The 18,269-nt window shown below is 68.8% G+C and carries 15 protein-coding genes; 2 read left to right on the top strand and 13 right to left on the bottom strand.

The window, feature by feature from the left end; translation table 11 throughout:
* Positions 1-2 precede the first annotated feature (2 nt).
* The 5 genes from OG300_RS03315 to OG300_RS03295 form a co-directional block, all read right to left on the bottom strand.
* Positions 3-1,700: a serine/threonine-protein kinase gene (locus tag OG300_RS03315; RefSeq protein WP_405491987.1), complete on the bottom strand. Its 1,698-nt coding sequence runs from the start codon at positions 1,698-1,700 to the stop codon at positions 3-5.
* Between the two features lie 84 nt (positions 1,701-1,784).
* The gene (locus OG300_RS03310) at positions 1,785-3,125 is read right to left on the bottom strand and encodes a M16 family metallopeptidase (RefSeq protein ID WP_405491985.1); all 1,341 of its coding nucleotides are present in this window, start codon (positions 3,123-3,125) and stop codon (positions 1,785-1,787) included.
* Between the two features lie 88 nt (positions 3,126-3,213).
* Positions 3,214-5,475: a polyribonucleotide nucleotidyltransferase gene (locus OG300_RS03305; protein WP_405491983.1), complete on the bottom strand. Its 2,262-nt coding sequence runs from the start codon at positions 5,473-5,475 to the stop codon at positions 3,214-3,216.
* A gap of 457 nt (positions 5,476-5,932) precedes the next feature.
* Entirely contained in the window at positions 5,933-6,202 is a 270-nt protein-coding gene (rpsO, locus tag OG300_RS03300) for a 30S ribosomal protein S15 (protein ID WP_405491981.1), read from the bottom strand.
* A gap of 158 nt (positions 6,203-6,360) precedes the next feature.
* Positions 6,361-7,317, bottom strand: coding sequence for a bifunctional riboflavin kinase/FAD synthetase (locus tag OG300_RS03295; protein ID WP_405491979.1), 957 nt, complete (start codon positions 7,315-7,317; stop codon positions 6,361-6,363).
* A gap of 151 nt (positions 7,318-7,468) precedes the next feature.
* Here OG300_RS03295 and OG300_RS03290 point away from each other — a divergent pair, with 151 nt between their 5' ends.
* Positions 7,469-8,224, top strand: a complete 756-nt coding sequence (locus tag OG300_RS03290) for a metal-dependent transcriptional regulator (RefSeq protein WP_405491977.1) — start codon at positions 7,469-7,471, stop codon at positions 8,222-8,224.
* Position 8,225: 1 nt separating this feature from the next.
* On the opposite strand, the gene OG300_RS03285 is transcribed toward OG300_RS03290, so the two are convergent.
* The 8 genes from OG300_RS03285 to OG300_RS03250 form a co-directional block, all read right to left on the bottom strand.
* Positions 8,226-8,957, bottom strand: coding sequence for an SDR family oxidoreductase (locus OG300_RS03285; RefSeq protein ID WP_405491975.1), 732 nt, complete (start codon positions 8,955-8,957; stop codon positions 8,226-8,228).
* 124 nt (positions 8,958-9,081) lie between these two features.
* A complete protein-coding gene (locus OG300_RS03280) occupies positions 9,082-9,975 on the bottom strand; it encodes a LysR family transcriptional regulator (protein ID WP_405491973.1) in 894 nt (297 codons plus the stop codon).
* A 45-nt stretch (positions 9,976-10,020) separates the two neighbouring features.
* Positions 10,021-10,422 carry an ester cyclase gene (locus OG300_RS03275; protein ID WP_405491971.1) on the bottom strand — a complete coding sequence of 134 codons (402 nt, stop codon included), beginning with the start codon at positions 10,420-10,422 and terminating at the stop codon, positions 10,021-10,023.
* Between the two features lie 148 nt (positions 10,423-10,570).
* The gene (truB, locus tag OG300_RS03270; RefSeq protein WP_405491969.1) at positions 10,571-11,590 is read right to left on the bottom strand and encodes a tRNA pseudouridine(55) synthase TruB; all 1,020 of its coding nucleotides are present in this window, start codon (positions 11,588-11,590) and stop codon (positions 10,571-10,573) included.
* A gap of 1 nt (position 11,591) precedes the next feature.
* Positions 11,592-12,266, bottom strand: coding sequence for a 4'-phosphopantetheinyl transferase Npt (gene npt, locus OG300_RS03265; protein ID WP_405498456.1), 675 nt, complete (start codon positions 12,264-12,266; stop codon positions 11,592-11,594).
* A 160-nt stretch (positions 12,267-12,426) separates the two neighbouring features.
* Positions 12,427-13,368, bottom strand: coding sequence for a metallophosphoesterase family protein (locus OG300_RS03260; protein ID WP_405498455.1), 942 nt, complete (start codon positions 13,366-13,368; stop codon positions 12,427-12,429).
* 101 nt (positions 13,369-13,469) lie between these two features.
* Entirely contained in the window at positions 13,470-15,932 is a 2,463-nt protein-coding gene (locus tag OG300_RS03255; protein ID WP_405491967.1) for an Ig-like domain repeat protein, read from the bottom strand.
* Positions 15,933-15,958: 26 nt separating this feature from the next.
* Positions 15,959-17,641, bottom strand: a complete 1,683-nt coding sequence (locus OG300_RS03250) for an Hsp70 family protein (RefSeq protein WP_405491965.1) — start codon at positions 17,639-17,641, stop codon at positions 15,959-15,961.
* 49 nt (positions 17,642-17,690) lie between these two features.
* On the opposite strand from OG300_RS03250, the gene grpE reads away from it, so the two are divergent.
* The gene (gene grpE / locus OG300_RS03245; RefSeq protein WP_405491963.1) at positions 17,691-18,212 is read left to right on the top strand and encodes a nucleotide exchange factor GrpE; all 522 of its coding nucleotides are present in this window, start codon (positions 17,691-17,693) and stop codon (positions 18,210-18,212) included.
* Positions 18,213-18,269 lie beyond the last annotated feature (57 nt).

Here is an 18,269-nt window from a genome sequence, read left to right as displayed (position 1 = left end):
CTTCAGGAACGGGTCAGCGGCAGCGACTTCCACCAGTCGAGGGCACCGGTCGGGGTGGCGGGCGACCCGCGCGTGTACAGCAGGAACCGCTCGCGGTCCGGATCGTCGAAGAAGGCGGTGGCGAAGGCGATGGACGGTCCGTCGGGGCCGTCGAATCGGTAGTTGGTGTACTGCTTGCCGCCGCAGAACTCCTTGAAGATGATGTCGTCGTAGGTCCGTACGACCAGGCCGATACGGCTGACCGCCGAACGGGCCACGGCCGCTGACGGATACGCGAACAGCGTGAATTCCCGGACGTCATGATCGACCGAATACACGCAGTCCCAGGCCGCAATCCAGCCGTTGAACGCTACCGGCGGCAGGAAGTCCTTGGTGTCGTGATCCGCAGGCCGACAACTGGCCGCCCCGTATCCGGAACTCTGCGTGGCACTCTTGGGCACCACCCCGGCGAATTTCGTACTCATCTCGGCGATCTCAGGGGGCGGCGGCTTGGGCTCGCCAGAGTTGCTCGATGGCGACAGATAAAACACTGCGACGCCCAGCACGGCCGCCAGGCACGCGCTCAGCACCAGCATGGTGCGCAACCCCGCCAGCACCTTGCGGCGAGCATGCGGCCGCGATTCAGGCTCCGCCGCAGCGACTTTCAAATGCCGACCGGTGTAAGGACCGAACAGGTCCGGCACATCGGTCAGGCGACCGGACGATCGTGCCGCCCCCGGTGTGATCGGACCCGACCCCGAGGCACCGGGTCGACGCGGCTTGCGAGCGGATGTCCGATCGCGTTCGGGCGGCGGAACCACCCGGTGCACGGTCCGGCGTACGGGCGGCTTCGCCGATTCGCCTGTGGCACGCGGTGATTCACCGGTAGCGGGCGCGGCCTCCAGTGCCCGCCGCGCGGCCGCCGCGAATTCCGCGCACGAGCCGTAGCGTTGCCGCGGATCCTTGGCCAGTGCCCGCGCCAGCACCGGGTCGAACGTCGAGGGCAGTTCCGGGCGCAGGCTCGACACCGGCGGCGGACTGTCGTACAGGTGCGATTTCACGATCGCGCCCAGGTCCGTCGCCGGGAACAGTTGCGCCCCGGTCAGCAGCCGAAACAGCGTGCACGCCAGCGAATACTGGTCCGAGCGGTGATCGACCGGCTGACTCTGCAACTGTTCGGGCGAGGCGTAGGCGAGCGTCGCCATCACCGATCCGGATCCGGTGAGCTTGCCGGTGTCCTCCTGTAGCCGCGCGATACCGAAGTCGGTGAGCAGCACTCCCGCCTGCTGTTCGCGGGTTTCGCGCGCCAGCATGATGTTGGCGGGCTTGACATCCCGGTGCAGCACGCCGACGCGGTGGGCGTAGTCGAGGGCATCGGCGGTGGCGGTGACGATCTCGACCGCCTGCCGCGGCGTCATGTCCGGCACGGCTTCGGCTTCGGTGCCGTCGACGTACTGCATGGCGATCCAGAGCCGTCCGTGTTCGACGCCGCGGTCGTACACGGTGACGATCCCGGGGTGTTCGAGGCGGGCCGCCAGATCGGCTTCGCGACCGAAGCGGGTGTGAGTCTCGCTGTCCCCGTGGTATTCCGGGTTCAGCAGCTTCAGAGCGATCCAGCGCGGCAACCGCGGATGGCGGGCCAGGTACACCGCGCCCATCCCGCCGCGGCCCAGCTCACGTTCGATCACATACCCGGCGAATATCTCACCTGGTTCGAGCACAAACCCCTCCCATCCGGCGAGGGCATCATAGCCACAAACGGGCATACCTCACCGGATGGAAAGCACTACCGCCGGGTAACTGTCTCAGTCGACGAGATGCCGGACACTCGCGGGCAGGTCACGGGTGCGCCGATACGGGCCCGCCACCGCCGCGCCGAAGGGTCGCGCCAGCAGGCTCGCGGCGATCTTCGACACTTCCTCGGTGGTGACTTCGTCTATCCGGGCCAGGGTTTCGGACACGCTGCGGTGGTTGCCGTAGCTGAGTTCCGAGCGGCCGATGCGGTTCATCCGGGAGCCGGAATCCTCCAGGCCGAGCACCAGGCCACCACGCAGCGAACCCTTGGCCCGCGCGCATTCCGCGTCCGTGATGCCGTCGGCCGCAACCTCTTCCAGCACGCCGCGCGCCAAAGCCGTGACCTGGCCCAGGTTTTCGGGCTGGCAGCCCAGGTACACCGAGAACGCGCCGGTGTCGGCGAAGGTGTCGACACTCGAGTACACCGAGTAGGCCAGCCCGCGCTCCTCCCGGATGCGCTGGAACAGACGCGAACTCAGTCCGCCGCCGAGCACCGTGTTGAGGACCGACAACGGCCAGCGCTTGGTGCCCTCGTGCCGCCCGAACGCGCGGGTGCCGAACACCAGGTGCGCCTGCTCGCTGTCACGCGAAATACGAAGCAGCTCAGGGCCACTGCGCGGCCGGAACTTGCCCTCACGCCGCGGCGCGGGTTCCAGGCCGGGCTCGAGGCGACCGGCGAAGGCGCGGTACACCAGTTCGACGGTGTGCTCGTGTTCGATATTGCCCGCCACCGCGATCACCATCCGGTCGGGCCGGTAGCGCCGCAGATGGAACGAGCGAAGTTGGTTGGCCTGCATGGTTTCGATGGATTCCACCGAGCCGATCACCGGCCGCCCGATCGGATGGTCACCGAAGAGCGCGGACAGGAAGGCATCGCCGACCATGTCCTCGGGATCGTCGTCGCGCATGGAGATCTCCTCCAGCACCACCTGACGTTCCACCGCCACGTCCTCGGCCCGGCACAGCCCGTTGAGCACCACATCCGAGACCAGATCCACCGCCAGCGGCAGATCCTCGTCCAGCACATGGGCGTAGTAGCAGGTCTGCTCCTTGGCGGTGAAGGCGTTGAGCTCCCCGCCGACGGCGTCCATGGCCTGCGCGATGTCGAGGGCCGAGCGGGTGGGCGTCGCCTTGAACAGCAGGTGTTCGAGGAAGTGCGCCGCGCCCGCGACCGTCGAACCCTCGTCGCGCGAGCCGACGCCGACCCACACGCCGATCGAGGCCGAACGCACGCCGGGCACATGCTCGGTCACCACCCGGAGGCCACCGGGCAGCACGGTACGCCGCACACCGAGGTCGGCGTGCGGATTCTTGTTGCGGTCGATGGCCAGAGCAGAGCCCCCCTGCTCCACACTCCGGAGCAAGGGGGCCGTGTCTGTCGCGGCACGCGCGGTTTTCTTCGCGCGCGCCGCGGACTGCTTGTTCGTCACAGAGAAATATCTACTCCGCGGCGGCGTCGACCGCAGCGGAGGACTCGGAGTTGTCCGAATCCTCGTCGACCGGAACCAGCGAGATCTTGCCGCGGTTGTCGATATCGGCGATCTCGACGCGCAGCTTGTCGCCCACGTTGACCACGTCCTCGACCTTGGCGACGCGCTTGCCGTTGCCCAGCTTCGAGATGTGGACCAGACCGTCGCGGCCCGGCAGCAGCGACACGAACGCACCGAAGGCGGTGGTCTTGACGACCGTGCCCAGGAAGCGCTCGCCGACCTTCGGCAGCTGCGGGTTGGCGATCGCGTTGATCAGGTCGATCGCGGCCTGCGCCGACGGGCCGTCGGTCGCACCGACGAACACGGTGCCGTCATCCTCGATGGAGATGTTGGCGCCGGTTTCCTCGGTGATCTGGTTGATCACCTTGCCCTTGGGCCCGATCACCTCGCCGATCTTGTCGACCGGGATCTTGATGGCCGTCACGCGCGGGGCGTAGGGGCTCATCTCGTCCGGGGTGTTGATGGCCTCGGCCATCACATCCAGGATGGTGTAGCGGGCGTCCTTGGCCTGGTTCAGCGCACCGGCCAGCACCTGCGACGGGATGCCGTCGAGCTTGGTGTCGAGCTGCAGCGCGGTCACGAACTCGCGGGTACCGGCGACCTTGAAGTCCATGTCGCCGAAGGCATCCTCGGCGCCCAGGATGTCGGTGAGGGCCACGTAGCGGACCTCGTCCTCACCCTTCTCGTTCTTCACGGTGTCCGACACCAGGCCCATGGCGATACCGGCGACGGGGGCCTTGAGCGGCACACCGGCGTTCAGCAGCGACAGGGTCGAGGCGCAGACCGAGCCCATCGAGGTGGAACCGTTGGAGGACAACGCTTCCGACACCTGACGGATGGCGTACGGGAACTCTTCCTGCGACGGCAGCACCGGCATCAGGGCGCGCTCGGCGAGAGCGCCGTGGCCGATCTCGCGACGCTTGGGCGAGCCCACGCGACCGGTCTCACCGGTGGAGTACGGCGGGAAGTTGTAGTGGTGCATGTAGCGCTTGGAGGTTTCCGGGCCGAGCGAGTCGACCTGCTGCGCCATCTTCACCATGTCCAGGGTGGTGACCCCGAGGATCTGGGTCTCGCCACGCTCGAACAGCGCCGAACCGTGGGCGCGGGGCACCACGGCGACCTCGGCGGACAGCGCGCGGATGTCGGCCAGACCACGGCCGTCGATGCGGAAGCTGTCGGTCAGGATGCGCTGGCGAACCAGCTTCTTGGTGACCGAGCGGAACGCCGCGCCGATCTCCTTCTCGCGACCGACGAAGTCCTCGGCCAGCGCGGAGAGCACGTCGAGCTTGATCTCGTCGATCTTCTCCTCGCGCTCGGCCTTGCTCGCGATGGACAGCGCGTTGTTCAGCGGAACCTTCGCGGTGCCCTCGACGGCGGTGAACACGTCGGCCTGGTAGGGCAGGAACACCGGGAACTCGCCGGTCGGCTTGGCGGCCAGCTCGGCCAGGTCCGACTGCGCCTTGCACAGGCGGGCGATGAACGGCTTGGCGGCCTCGAGGCCTTGCGCCACAACGGTTTCCGTCGGCGCGGTGGCACCGTCGGCGATCAGGTTCAGCACGTGGCTGGGGGCCTCGGCCTCGACCATCATGATGGCGACGTCGCCCTCGACCACGCGGCCGGCGACGACCATGTCGAACACGGCGCCTTCCAGCTGCTCCACGGTCGGGAACGCGACCCACTGGTCACCGATCAGCGCGACGCGCACGCCACCGACCGGACCGGAGAACGGCAGGCCCGCGATCTGGGTGGAGGCGGAGGCGGCGTTGATGGCCACCACGTCGTAGAGATCCTTGGGATCCAGCGACATGACGGTCACGACGACCTGGATCTCGTTGCGCAGACCGTCGACGAAGGACGGACGCAGCGGCCGGTCGATCAGGCGGCAGGTCAGGATGGCGTCGGTGGAGGGACGGCCCTCACGACGGAAGAACGAGCCGGGGATGCGGCCCGCGGCGTACATGCGCTCCTCGACGTCCACCGTCAGCGGGAAGAAGTCGAACTGGTCCTTGGGCTGCTTCGACGCGGTGGTCGCGGACAGCAGCATGGTCTCGTCGTCCAGGTAGGCGACGACCGAACCGGCGGCCTGCTTGGCGAGGCGGCCGGTCTCGAAACGGATGGTGCGAGTGCCGAAGCTGCCGTTGTCGATCAGGGCGACGGACTCGAAAACGCCGGGCTCTACCTCGGCGGCGGAACTGGTCACAGTCTGGGTCATTGTTCTTTTCTCAACCTCTCGTCTTCGCCGGATCCAGCGCGCACGGTTTGCGCGCGACCCGGCAGTGCAGCCGTACCCGGCATGGGCATGCCTCGGCCCTCGTGGCCACGGCATGCACACCCTGCCGATATCCCTCGGTTCGGGATGTTCGAATGAACGGCGACGCGGAGGCGGTCATCGATCGAAGCTCTCCGGCACGCATTTCCTCTTTACTGCGCGTCCCGAAAAGCCACTACCGAAGACCGACGCCACGCGACGGGTGCATACGGCTTGTGTTGGCGTATACGCAGCCGCTATCCCCCTCTCGGGGACTCGCGGCCGCATACACGAAAGGCCAACGAGGAGATTCTATGCCTCCCCGTCGGCCGGTTCGTCAACTACCTCGGGCAGCTCGGGTGTGTCACCCGAGTGCACCGAAGTTTCTTCGTCTCGGATAACCGAGAAAATGTCACTGAAATCAGCGACGCAGGCCCAGACGCTCGATCAGCGTGCGGTAACGCTCGATGTCCTTGGACTGCAGGTACTTCGAGAGCCGACGACGGCGACCGATCAGCGCGAGCAGACCGTGGCGCGTGTGGTGGTCGTGCTTGTGCTGCTTCAGGTGCTCGGTCAGGTCCGCGATCCGCTTGGACAGCATCGCGATCTGAGCCTCCGGCGAACCGGTGTCGGTCGGGTGCAGGCCGTACTCGGAAAGAATGGCCTTCTTCTGCTCGGTGGTCAGAGCCACTGATCTACTCCTGGTGTTTCAGTCCGCGCTCGAGTGTCCCGAGAATCCGGGGCGGGCGCCGCCGCGAACCACAGCAAACCCGACGAGCCAGCCTACCGGAGGCGCTGAGCCAGCGGAAATCGGCCCCGGCGAGGCGCATTCACCGGCGCATCCGCAGGCTATTCGCCGGTCTCGGCGCGCAGTACCTTGCGGGTCTCGTCGACGTCGTGCTGGATCGCCTCCACCAGTTCGTCGATGGAGTCGAATTTGCGCATGCCACGCAGCTGCTCGACGAAATCGACGCCGACATGCTTGCCGTAGAGGTCGGCGTCGAAGTCCAGCAGATGCGGTTCGACGGTGCGGTTGCGGCCGTCGAAGGTCGGGTTGGTGCCGACCGAGATGGCGGCCATGAACCGCTGTCCGGCCAGCGCGTCGTCGCCGAGCACGGTGAACCAGCCCGCGTACACGCCGTCGGCGGGCACGGCGGCGTGCATGGTCGGCGCGACATTGGCGGTCGGGAACCCGAGCCCCTTGCCGCGGCCGTCACCGTGCACCACGACGCCTTCGAGGCGGTGCGGCCGACCCAGCGCTTCGGCGGCCGCGGCCACATTGCCGTCGCCCAGGCAACCGCGAATGTAGGTGGAGGAGAAGGTGACCGCGTGCTCACCGAGCAGCTGCACCGCGTCGACCTCGAAGCCGAGGCGGACGCCCAGTGCGCGCATGGTGTCGACGGTGCCCGCGGCCTGCTTGCCGAAGGTGAAGTTGTCGCCGACCACCACCTCGGCCACGTGCAACCGGTCGACGAGCAGTTCCTCGACGTATTCCTCGGGTGTCAGCTTCATGAAATCGGCGGTGAACGGCATCACCACGAACACGTCGATGCCGAGCTCCTCGGCCAGTTCCGCGCGCCGATCCAGGGTGGACAGCTGCGCCGGATGCGCCCCCGCCCGCACCACCTCGAGCGGGTGCGGATCGAACGTCATGAGTACCGACGAAACGCCCCGCACCGCAGCGGCTTTCACCGCCCGGCTGATGAGCTGCGCGTGCCCCCGATGCACTCCGTCGAATACACCGATCGTGAGCACACACCGACCCCAGTCCGCAGGCATCTCATCGAGACTTCGCCATCTCTGCACACCGGAAGCCTACGCAAACCACGTCACAGAAAATATTCGGCGGTCTGGATCTTGCCCGGAGGAAGCACCCCCGTCATCAGCTGTTCACCGCGTCCGGTCGGCAGGCGCGCCGATGTGTGAAACCGGACGAGGTGTGCTTAAGCTCGATTACGTGCCAGGGAAACGAGACATCGCCACGCGTCGCGAGCTGGGCGATCCGTCTGCGTCGTCGGAGACGGGCGGCAGTACCGCCACTGTCGCGCCTGTGCTCTCGTCGGTGGCGCAGGACTATCTGAAAGTGATCTGGACCGCTCAGGAGTGGTCGCCCCAGGAGAAGGTGTCGACCAAGCTGCTGGCGGAGAAGATCGGAGTGTCGGCCTCGACGGTGTCGGAGGCGGTGCGCAAGCTGGCCGATCAGGGTCTGGTCGAGCACGCGCGCTACGGGTCGATCACGCTCACCGACGACGGGCGGCGCGCGGCCATCGCGATGGTGCGGCGGCATCGGCTGATCGAGACCTTCCTCGTCAACGAACTCGGCTACGGGTGGGACGAGGTGCACGACGAGGCCGAGGTGCTCGAGCACGCGGTGTCGGAGACGCTGGTGGAGCGGATCGACGCGAAACTCGGCCACCCCGACCGGGATCCGCACGGCGACCCGATCCCGTCGGTGGACGGCGCGGTGCCCACGCCGCCGGCCAAGCAGCTCAGCGATTTCGGCGCGGGTGAGTCCGGGCGGGTCGCGCGCATCTCCGATTCCGATCCGGCCATGCTGCGCTACTTCGACTCGCTGGGCATCACCCTCGACATTCCGATCGCGGTGGTGGAGCGGCGCGACTTCGCGGGCACCATCGCCGTCCGCATCGACGAGCGGACGGTGGACCTCGGCAGCATCGCCGCCGAGGCCATCTGGCTCAGCGACGCGCTCTAGCTCACACCAGGCGGTGGCCGCCGTCCACGTGCAGGATCGTGCCGGTGATGAACGCGTTGCCGATCAGCGAGAGCACCGCTGCCGCAATGTCTTCGGTGGTGCCGAGCCTTCCGGCGGGCAGCCGCTCCGCCATGGCACGCAACCGCTCGGCCTTGTCGTCCCAGGTGAGGTTGTCCCACGCGCCGGTCACCACCCAGCCCGGTGACACGGCGTTCACCCGGGTCGGCGCGAGCTCGACGGCCAGTGCCCGGGTCAGTCCTTCGAGGGCGGCGTTCACCGTCGCCACCATGGCTCCGCCGACCGCTGGACGATAGGCCGCGATGCCGGAGACGAAGGTGAGCGAGCCACCCGATGTCAGCCGGGCATGCTTGGCCAGCAGCATCGACCCGATCAGCTTGGTTTCGAGGAAGCCGCGCCCCGTCGCGAAGTCGTAGTCGGCGATAGGCCCGTAGACACCGGTCGTATCCGCAGCCGTCGTGACGACGTGATCCACCGTCCCGACCGTATCGAACAGTCGCGAAACCTGTTCCTCCACACTGACATCCGCCGCGATCGCGGTGAGCTTCCCGTCACCGAGCTCCCGCACCGCGTCCGCGAGCCGCGCCTCCGATCGCCCCACGATGATGACCTCATGTCCGGCCGCGAGCAATCCGTCCGCGACCGCCTGCCCCATACCCGATCCGCCGCCGATCACAACGGCCCGACCTGCCTGCTGAATTCCCTTGTTCGTCATGCCATTCAGCCAACCGCCGCCGAAACCGACCGTCCACGACGCTCGATCGAACCCGCCTTAGCACCGGACTAACAGGCCAGCCTGGGCCGAGGATCGGAGCGAACCACCGGACCGACCACGTCGATCATTCGGAGCTGAGCCGCAATCCGCCGGAGAACGCGTCGGCCATGGTGTGCAGCAGGGGGTTTCGGGTGCCAGCGCGCCAGGCGGCCGCGTAGGTGACCAGGAGGGGGCGGGGGCGGAGGGGACGCCAGACCAGACCGGGGACCGAGGCCGTGCGGGATGAGCCGAGGCCGATCGCTTCGGGGCGTAGCGGCAGCAGCTGGAGCATTTGCGCGTGGCTCATGGCGCTGTCGCTGAGGACGACGGTCGCGCCGCGTTCGCGCAGTTGCGCGAGGATCGCGTCGTGAACCTCGGGGGCGGCATCGCGGGCGAACAGGATGAGCTCGTGGTCGCGGATGCGGCCGATCTCGACGAAACCGGCTGCGGCGAGCGGGTTTCGGCGGGACATCACGATGCCGAGTTCCTCGTCGGCGACGGGCGTGTGAGTGAGATGGTCGGACAGCCGCACCGGCAGCCGCACCACCGCGAGGTCGACCTCCTCACGATCGAGGAAGCGGGCCTGTTCGCTGCTGGTGCCGGTGGTGAGCACCACCCGCACGCCGGGGCGGCGCGCTTTGAGCAGTGCCTCGATGCGGCCGGGCAGCCAGGCGGGCGCGCCGTTGACGATGCCGAGCCGGAACGCCTCGGTGCTGGGCTGGGTGGCCGCGCGGGTCTCGCGCAACGCGATATCGGCGGCCTCCAGCACATTTCGCGCGGTCTTCAACAGCACCTCGCCCGCGGCGGTCAACTCCACCCCGTGATTGCCCCGGATCAGCAGTGGCCCGCCGACTTCGCGTTCGACGGATCGGATCTGCTGACTCAGCGTCGGCGTCGAAATGAACAAGCGTTCCGCCGCCCGCCGGAAATGCAGTTCTTCCGCCACCGCCACGAAGTACCGCAACTGCCGCAATTCCACCCCCGAAGCGTAGGCGTAGCAGCGGGCTCGAGCCCAGCCGAGCGCTCAGGGTCGAGCCCAGCCGAGGTCCGCGCCGGGTGCGGCGAGCGTCGCCCAGCGTTCGGCGATGCGGCGACCTTCGAAGCGCCACAGCACGAATCCCTGCATGCTCATGGGCGCGCCGGTGTCGCGGTCGGTCCAGCGCCAGATATTGCGGCACATCACCTTGTCGTCCTCGGCGAGCAGATCGACGACGCTGACCCGCAGGTCCGGCAGCGCCTCGTACATGCCGAGCATCTGCTTCTCGTCGTCGAGCAGATCGGCGAGCCGCCCGCCCGGTCCGTCGTGGTCGAGGAAGTCGGGCGTCATATTGCGGTGGATGACAGCGGCATTGCGCCGGTTCACGAAGTCGTCGAGATGATCGGCGACGAATTGCTTCATGGATTCGAGGGACAGGTCGGTGGCCATCTTCGCCTCCTCTACAGGCCGGACGACCAGTCCATCGTCCTCCCCCGCGCCGCGCCCGGGTAAGCGATTGGGCAGCGGCACTACCACTCTGGGCAGTGCCCACCGCCCCCGGATAGCAGCGCAGGGGCGGCGGAATGCCGCGGCGGTGTCAGAGATTGGCGGGGCGAACCACCATGACCGAGGCGGCGCGCTTGCCCGACTCCTGTAGCAGCGCGATGGCGTGGCCGTCGGAATCCACTGCGGCATATACGCCGCGGATGCCGACCGGGTCCAGCCAGCGCCCGTTGCGGAGGTCGGCGGCCTGCTCGGCGGTGATCTCGCGGACCGGGAACGCGGTGCGCACGGCGGCGTCGATATCGAGGCTCAGCATCGGTTCCCCGGCCGCGGCGCACGCGGCGAGCTGATCCAGGGTGCGGGCGTGCTCGAGGGTGAACGGCCCGACGCGGGTGCGGCGCAGCGCGGTGAGATGTCCACCGACGCCGAGCTTTTCACCGAGATCGCGGGCCAGCGCCCGAATGTAGGTGCCGGAGGTGCATTCCACCTCGACGTCGAGATCCACGAACCGGGTTGTCCCGGTGTCGATGTCGCGGCGCTCGAGCACCTCGAAGCGGCTGACGGTGACCGGGCGGGCGGCCAACTGCACGTCCTCGCCCGCGCGGGCACGGGCGTAGGCCCGCTCACCGTCGATCTTGATGGCGCTGACGGTGGCCGGAACCTGCTGGATGTCGCCGGTCAATTCGGCGATGCCCGCGGCGATTTCGGCGTCGGTGAGATGTCCGGCCGCGGTGGTCGCGGTGATCTCGCCCTCGGCGTCGTCGGTGACGGTGGACTGCCCGAGGCGGATGGTGGCGCTGTAGGCCTTGGTGGTGAGAATCAGCTGGCCCAGCAGTTTGGTGGCGCGTTCCACGCCGAGCACCAGCACGCCGGTCGCCATCGGGTCGAGGGTGCCCGCGTGCCCGATCTTCTTGGTGCGCAACAGACCCCGGCCCTTGGCGACCACGTCGTGACTGGTCCAGCCGCCCTCCTTGTCGACGATCAGCAGCCCGCCCAGCGAGTCCACCAGCGGCGGCAGCTTCTCCCGCCGCGGCTGCTGCTGTCGGTCGCCGCGCGCGGCCTTCGCGGTCGAACGCGCGGTCTCCTCGGTCGAAACAGCCGGTGCCTCACCCATATCAGCCCTCCACGATCGCGGTCAGGATCAGGCCGTCGGAGATCAGCCAGCGGCCGTCGAACGAACTCAGGGGCGCGCCACCGTCGGTGACGTGGCCGGGGATCAGCAGATCGGTGTGGAAGGTGCCGCTGCCGCCCGCCGCGGACTCGTCGTCCACGGTGAAGGTGATGTGCGCGTCCTCGAAGCCCAGCCAGCGGCCGGTGAGCGGGAACCACGTCTTGTAGGTGGCTTCCTTGGCGCAGAACAGCAGTCGATCCAGGTGCAGTCCGGTGCCGGGCCGCACGGTGTCGAGCCAGGCGCGTTCGCGCGGCAGGCTCACCGAATCCAGCACCCCGTCCGGCAGCGCGGCATGCGGTTCGGCGTCGATGCCGACCGAGCGGAACCGCAGTCGATGCGCGAGCGCGGCGGCTCGATAGCCCTCGCAGTGGGTGAGGCTGCCGACCACGCCACGCGGGAACATCGGCTCCCCGGTGCCGCCCTTGCCGATCGCGACGGCCGGTTCGCCGAGTTGCGCGAGCGCCTGCCGCGCGCAGTACCGCGCCCCGATGAAGTCGCGTCGCCGCTTCTCCACGGCCCGTGCGATCAGATGTTCTTCTCCCGGATGCGGTTTCAGGTCCTCGGGGTAGGCGGTCAGTTCCGCCGTCGCCACCCCGCTGGGCAGGATTCTGCCGAGTATGCGCGCCGACTCCGTCGCCGCGACCGCCTGCTCTTCGATGACCGCCTCCTACCCCCGCTGCCTGAACTACCGCACCGAGCCTACCGGGCGGCCGGACCACGATCGTCCGGCCGCGGGGCACAGCCGAGCCTCAGACCAGGCGGAGGGACACAGCCGAGTCTCAGACCAGGCCGCGGCGACGCTGCGCGTCCTCGCGCATCTTGACCGCGGCCGCCTGCATCTCCGGAGTGATCTTGAAGTGCCCACCCCACTCGTTGAGGGTGTCGCCGTAGTCCGGGACGGGCAGGATCTGGCGCAGCAACTGATCGGGCAGACCGCGGCGCTGCCATTCGCGCGGGTAGCCGAGCGAGACCTCTTCGAAGCGGACGCCGTCGTACCAGGTGGTGCGGGGGATGTGCAGGTGGCCGTAGACGGCGCAGACCACGTTGTAGCTGGTGTGCCAGTCGGAGGTGAGGTCGGTGCCGCACCAGAGCGCGAATTCCGGGTACCACATCATGTCGACGGGCTTGCGCAGCAGCGGGAAGTGGTTGATCAGCACCAGCGGGGTCTCCGCGGGCAGCGCGTCGAGGCGGCGCTGGGTGTACTGCACGCGGGCGTGACACCAGGCGTCGCGGGTCAGGTACGGCTCGGAGCTGAGCAGGAATTCGTCGGTGGCGACCACATTGCGTTCGCGCGCGATGGCCAGGCCCTCGGCCTTGGTGGTCGCGCCCTCGGGCAGCCACGAGTAGTCGTAGAGCATGAACAGCGGGGCCAGCGTGACCGCGCCGCCGTACTGTTCCGCACCCGCGCCCTCCCACACCGGGAACGGATCCTCCGGAGTGAGCACGTCCAGGTCGCGGCACAGCGTGACCAGGTAGTCGTAGCGGGCCGCGCCGAACATCTGCACGGGATCCTTTGCGGTGGTCCACAATTCGTGGTTGCCGGGCACCCAGATGATCTTGGCGAAGCGGCCGCGCAGGGTTTCCAGTGCCCAGCGGATGTCGTCGGTCTTCTCCCCGACGTCACCGGCGAGGATCAGCCAGTCCTCCGGCGAGTCCGCCTTGATCGCCTCGACCACCGGCTTGTTGCCCTGGTGACCGACATGAATGTCGCTCACCGCCATCAACTTCGGAATCACCCGTGGCTCCGCCTCTCTGTTCACGACCGTCATGGCAGCAACCACACCGGCCCCCAACAGATTCCCATGCACCGGTTGCCGACCGGTCAGCGCACCCAGCGCAGGCGCGCGTCCGGGCCGAATCCCGCCGCCACGGTGAGCACTCCGGCCGCGTCCCGGCGGCACGACGCCACCGCCAGATGGCACGGCCGCGGCAGTTCACCGGGAATCCGCACGCCGCCGTCGATCTCGTAGCGCATATTGGTGATCTTCCAGCGCCTGGCCTGCGGATCCTCCGGATCGACCGGGGGCGCGTCGGCGCGGGCCACCACCATCACCTCGGTGATGCCGACCGGCCAGTCGAAGGTCAGCAGCCCGGCCTGCTCTCCCATGCCGTGCACCGGGGGCATCCCGCTGGGGCGCGCGTCGGCCGCGGAATTCGCTACTGCGGTCTCAGGCGTCGCCGTGACCGGTGGCCGCTCCGGATTGCCGTCGGAGCGGCTCATTTCCGAGGCCAGCCCCGACACCGACGCCACCACCCCGTACACCGGCATCGGCCCGGTCAGCGCTCCCCCATCCTCGAGCGCGGTGCCCCGGGTACGCCCGACCACCCGCCACGAGCCATCGGTGAGCAGTCGGGTGACCCGGTACTCCACCTGTTCGGTCGACGACGGCGTCCAGGTGATCACCACGGTCCCGTCGCTCTTGCGACGAGCCGTCACCTGTCCGGGCGTCCCCACCCGCAGTTCGGCCAGCGCGGCGAGGGCTTCCGCATGATCCGCGCACGCCTCGAGCACACCCCGCAGCGCCCGCATCCGCACATCGGCCGGATCCACCGGCGCCGCCGCGAACAACCGCCCAGCCTCGATGACCGCCGCCCGCGCCCGCCCGGTCAGCAACTCCCGGCTGGCCCCGCGCAGATCCGGATTCGGCACATCGGCGGCCCGCCGCTCCAGGAACTCCAGGTGCTCCGCCAGCGCCTCGACGAATCGCCTTCCCGCACAAGCGGACACAGCTCCCCGCCAATGCGCGGCGGCCTCCGCCAGCACCCGCTCCACCTCTTCGGCCACCGCTCGCACCGCGGTGGCCCCCACCGCATCGGCCCCCGCGCTGCGCCGCGCGTCCTCCACGAACCCACCGGCCTCCCGCGGCCGCCCGGCCCGCAACGCCGCCCGAGCCGCCCGCAGCGCCGCCTCCCAGGGCCGCCCGTAGGGCGTCGTCTGCCATCGCGCCGGGGGCGGACCGTTGCGCGTGGAATCGCCTGCCGCACCGCCACTTTCCCGCCGCCAGGTCTCTCTGGCCTGATCTCCGGCCGTCCACGAACCAGTTCCCGAACCCGCGCCGGTCTGTTCGCCCGAGTTCGTCCCCCGACCCGCGTTCGTCGCCGTGCCGGCGCTCCCCGTGGACGTACCGCGGGCTCCTGAATCCACAGGGGAACCGCTCGCCGCAGCGGCTGTGCCTGTCCGGTAGGAGGTCTCCTCGCCGCGCCCCTGAGCGGAATCGCGTTGCCCTCGCGGGCGATCGCGGCGGGTGTTCACCCGGCCGGAACCCTCTGCGTCACTGGGCTTTCCACCGCCACCGGCGAGATGTTCGCGGCCTTCGACCGTGGTGCCGAGTTCGTCGGCGAGGCCGATGAGGATGCCTTCGGTGGTGGCGCGGTCGAGTCCGGCGGCGATGCCCTCGCCGATCAGGTAGTCGAAATCGGCTGCCACCAGCAGGTCTTCGACCAGGACGGCGGCGCGGACCTGGGGGCGGAGGCGTTCGGTGGCATCGTCGATGACGGCGTCGAGGTAGGCGTCGACCGTGGGGCGGCCGGGTTCGAGCAGGTCGCTGATGTGGACCAGGAGTTCGTCGAGGACCACGCGGACGCGGCCGGGCGGCAGTTCCCGGGTGCGGGCCCGCAAAGCCTCTGCGCGCAAACGGATCTCGGCGGTCTGGTGGGCCTTGGTGAAGTCCAGGCCGAGCAGCGCCAGCAGGGTGGGGACCGGATCACCGGGCAGCAGGCGATCGTACTCGCTGAGCAGTTTGCGGATCTCGTTGCGGCGCTGCGAGCTCACGCCCGGTGGGGCGGCGGGCACCGGCGCGGTGTCGTCGATGATGCGGTGCCGCCGGATGCGGGCGGCGATCTCCGGCAGGCTCAAATCGCCCATCCGGCCGATGTCCTCGAGGCCGGGGATCTTGGCGGCCGGAATGCCGCCGTGCCGCTGCACCAGCCGCTGGATGGCACTGTCGAGCATCTCGTAGCGTCCGGCGTCGCGACGGGCACGAGCCTGCCGCACCCGGTCGGCCTCGATGAGCCGGGAACTGTTGTCCAGCAGTGGTTCCGACAGCTCCTTGTGCACGTCCACCAGCAGCCCCGCGATCACCCGGTACTTGGGGTGGTCACGCTGCTTCTGCCAGAACGCCCACACCTCGTCGATGCGGGCGCGCACCTGCTCGTCGGTCAGCTGGGCGGCCTCCTCGAGCGGAATGTCGTACAGCTCGAAGGCGTCGGATTCCTCGAGTCCGCCCCGGCGTTCCACGGCGGCGAGGACGCGTTTGCGATAGTCGTTGGGGTCGAAGGCGCGCATCGGTTTTCGTTCGGCAGCGGTGGCGGTCAGGCGGGACGGCGGCGGGTGCGCTGCAACTGATCGAGCTCGCGGGCCACATCCGCCTGCGACAGCGTGGCGCCGGTCTGCACCGACAGCGTCAGCGGAATATCCGCGTCCACATGGTATGCCGTCACGTGCAGGACGCCGTCGAATCCCATCTCGAAGGTGACCCGGACCTCGCTGCCCTCCGGATAGCCGGGCGGAATATCGCGAATCCGCCCCTCCACCAACACCTTCGTGTCCTCGGGCCGCACCGAGGCGGCCTGCCCCTGCTGCTCCACGATGGTCAACTCGATCTGATCCTGATCGGCGCGCACCGTCCCGTAGGAGCGCCGCACCCTGATCGGCAGGGTCTGATTGCGGTGCACCAGCCAGCTGGCGGACAGCCCGTTGAACGGATCCAGCGCCAGCACCCCGAACCCGCGCGAGACCACGGTGTCCACCTGGACCTCGATCATCCTGCGCACCAGGCTCACCGGCTGCCCGAACGAGTCGGCGACCCGCACCAGCGAGGCCTCCAGATCGCGCGGGTCGGCGTCGTCGAGACTCGCGCCGTCGCGCAGCCGCCCACGCGTCACCAGATCGGCGGCCACCAGCCGCTCCATCTCCAGCTTCTCGCCGTAGAGCGCGGCCCCGCGCGCCACCGACAGGTCGGGATCGCGTAGCTCCCCGGCCAATCCGAGTTCCTTGTGCAACTGCTCGGCCACCATCGGCATCCGCGAGGAACCGCCGACCAGCAGCAGCCGGTCGATGTGCGAGGCACCCCGCTGATCAGCCGCGGCCAGCACCGCTTTGGTCAGGTCCAGGGTGCGCCGCATGAGCGAGGCGGTCAGCGACTCCAGTTCGGTGCGAGTCAGCGTGATCACCGCCCGCGCGCCGTCGTGCGCGACCACCACCTCGGTGCTCTCGGCGGTGGTCAGATCGCGTTTGGCCTGTTCGGCGGCCAGCACCAGCAGCTGGGAGCCGACCGAATCATCCAGGGGGTCTTCGGCATCCGGGTTGTCCGCGCAGAACTGCTGCGAGAGATACAGTGCGATCCGCTCGTCCCAGTCCGCGCCGCCGAGCTGGTGGTCGCCTTCCACCGCGAGCACCGCGATGCGCCGATCGGACAGTTCGATCACGGTGGCGTCGAAGGTGCCGCCGCCCAGGTCGTAGACGAGCACGGTCTCCCGCGCCGGACCCTTGCCGACCACCACGCCACCGTCGAGGCGGCCGAACCCGTAGGCCAGCGCCGCCGCGATGGGTTCGGACAGCACGCCCGCCACATCGAGCCCGGCGTACGTCCCGGCCTGGATGGTGGCGCGGCGCTCCTCGTCACCGAAGTAGGCGGGCACCGTGATCACCACCCGCTGCACCGCGCCGCCGCCACCGAATTCGGCATCGGCGGCAAGGCTTTTCAGGATCAGCGCCGACACCGCCGGGGCCGACCACAGCTGCCCGTGCGCACCGAAACGCCATTCCGCATCCCCCATGCGGCGTTTCACCAGGGTGCAGACATGTTCGGGATCCAGGCGGGCCTGACGACGCGCGCCCTCACCCACCACGTGGTCGGTGCCGGAGGCGAACAGCACCACGGAGGGTACGGTCGGTTCACCGTTCATACCGATCAGGACTTCCGGACGACCATCGGCATCGATTGCGGCAATTGCCGAATTCGTTGTGCCCAGATCGATTCCATAGACCCCCATGGCGGCGATCGTATCAGCCGGGACCGACGGCTGCGTCTATCGTTCCAGCATGACCGAACCTGCCGCGGCACCGGAGATTTCCGACATTCCGCCGTCGATGCCGGCGACCGCCGTCGACCGCATCACCGAACGCATCGACGATCTGGCCCGGGTGGTCGCCCGGCAGGCGGCAACCCTGGAGCGACTAGCCGACGAGGCCAAGAGCAAGACCCGCGACGAGCGCGCCGACTCCGACGCTCCGCTGATGCGCGACCTGTTCGCCCTGCACGGTTTGGCGCAGACCTTCGCCTCCACCTCCAATTCCGAACCCGATCTGCAAGGCTTCGCGGCGATGGCGCGGCGGGTGGAGCGCATGCTGGTCGAGCGCGGCGGGCAACTGGTGACACCGTTCCGCGGCACCGATTTCGATCCGGCCACCATGGAGGCCGCCGAACTGGCCGACACCGACGATCCGGCTTCCGACCGGACGGTCGAGTCCGTTATTCAGCCGGGTCTGACCATCGGCGATCGCTCGATTCGCCCGGCCAAGGTCGTGGTGCGCCGCTATCGCGGAGCCCCGGCAGAAAACTGACACTTGTTCTATTAATCAGGAGTGCTTAACCTCGGGCATGACAGGCACCGCCTCGGG

Source organism: Nocardia sp. NBC_00511 (assembly GCF_045161165.1).
Classification (GTDB): domain Bacteria; phylum Actinomycetota; class Actinomycetes; order Mycobacteriales; family Mycobacteriaceae; genus Nocardia.
The sequence above is the reverse complement of the archived record's forward strand: the minus strand, read 5'-3'. Positions and strand labels throughout refer to the sequence as shown.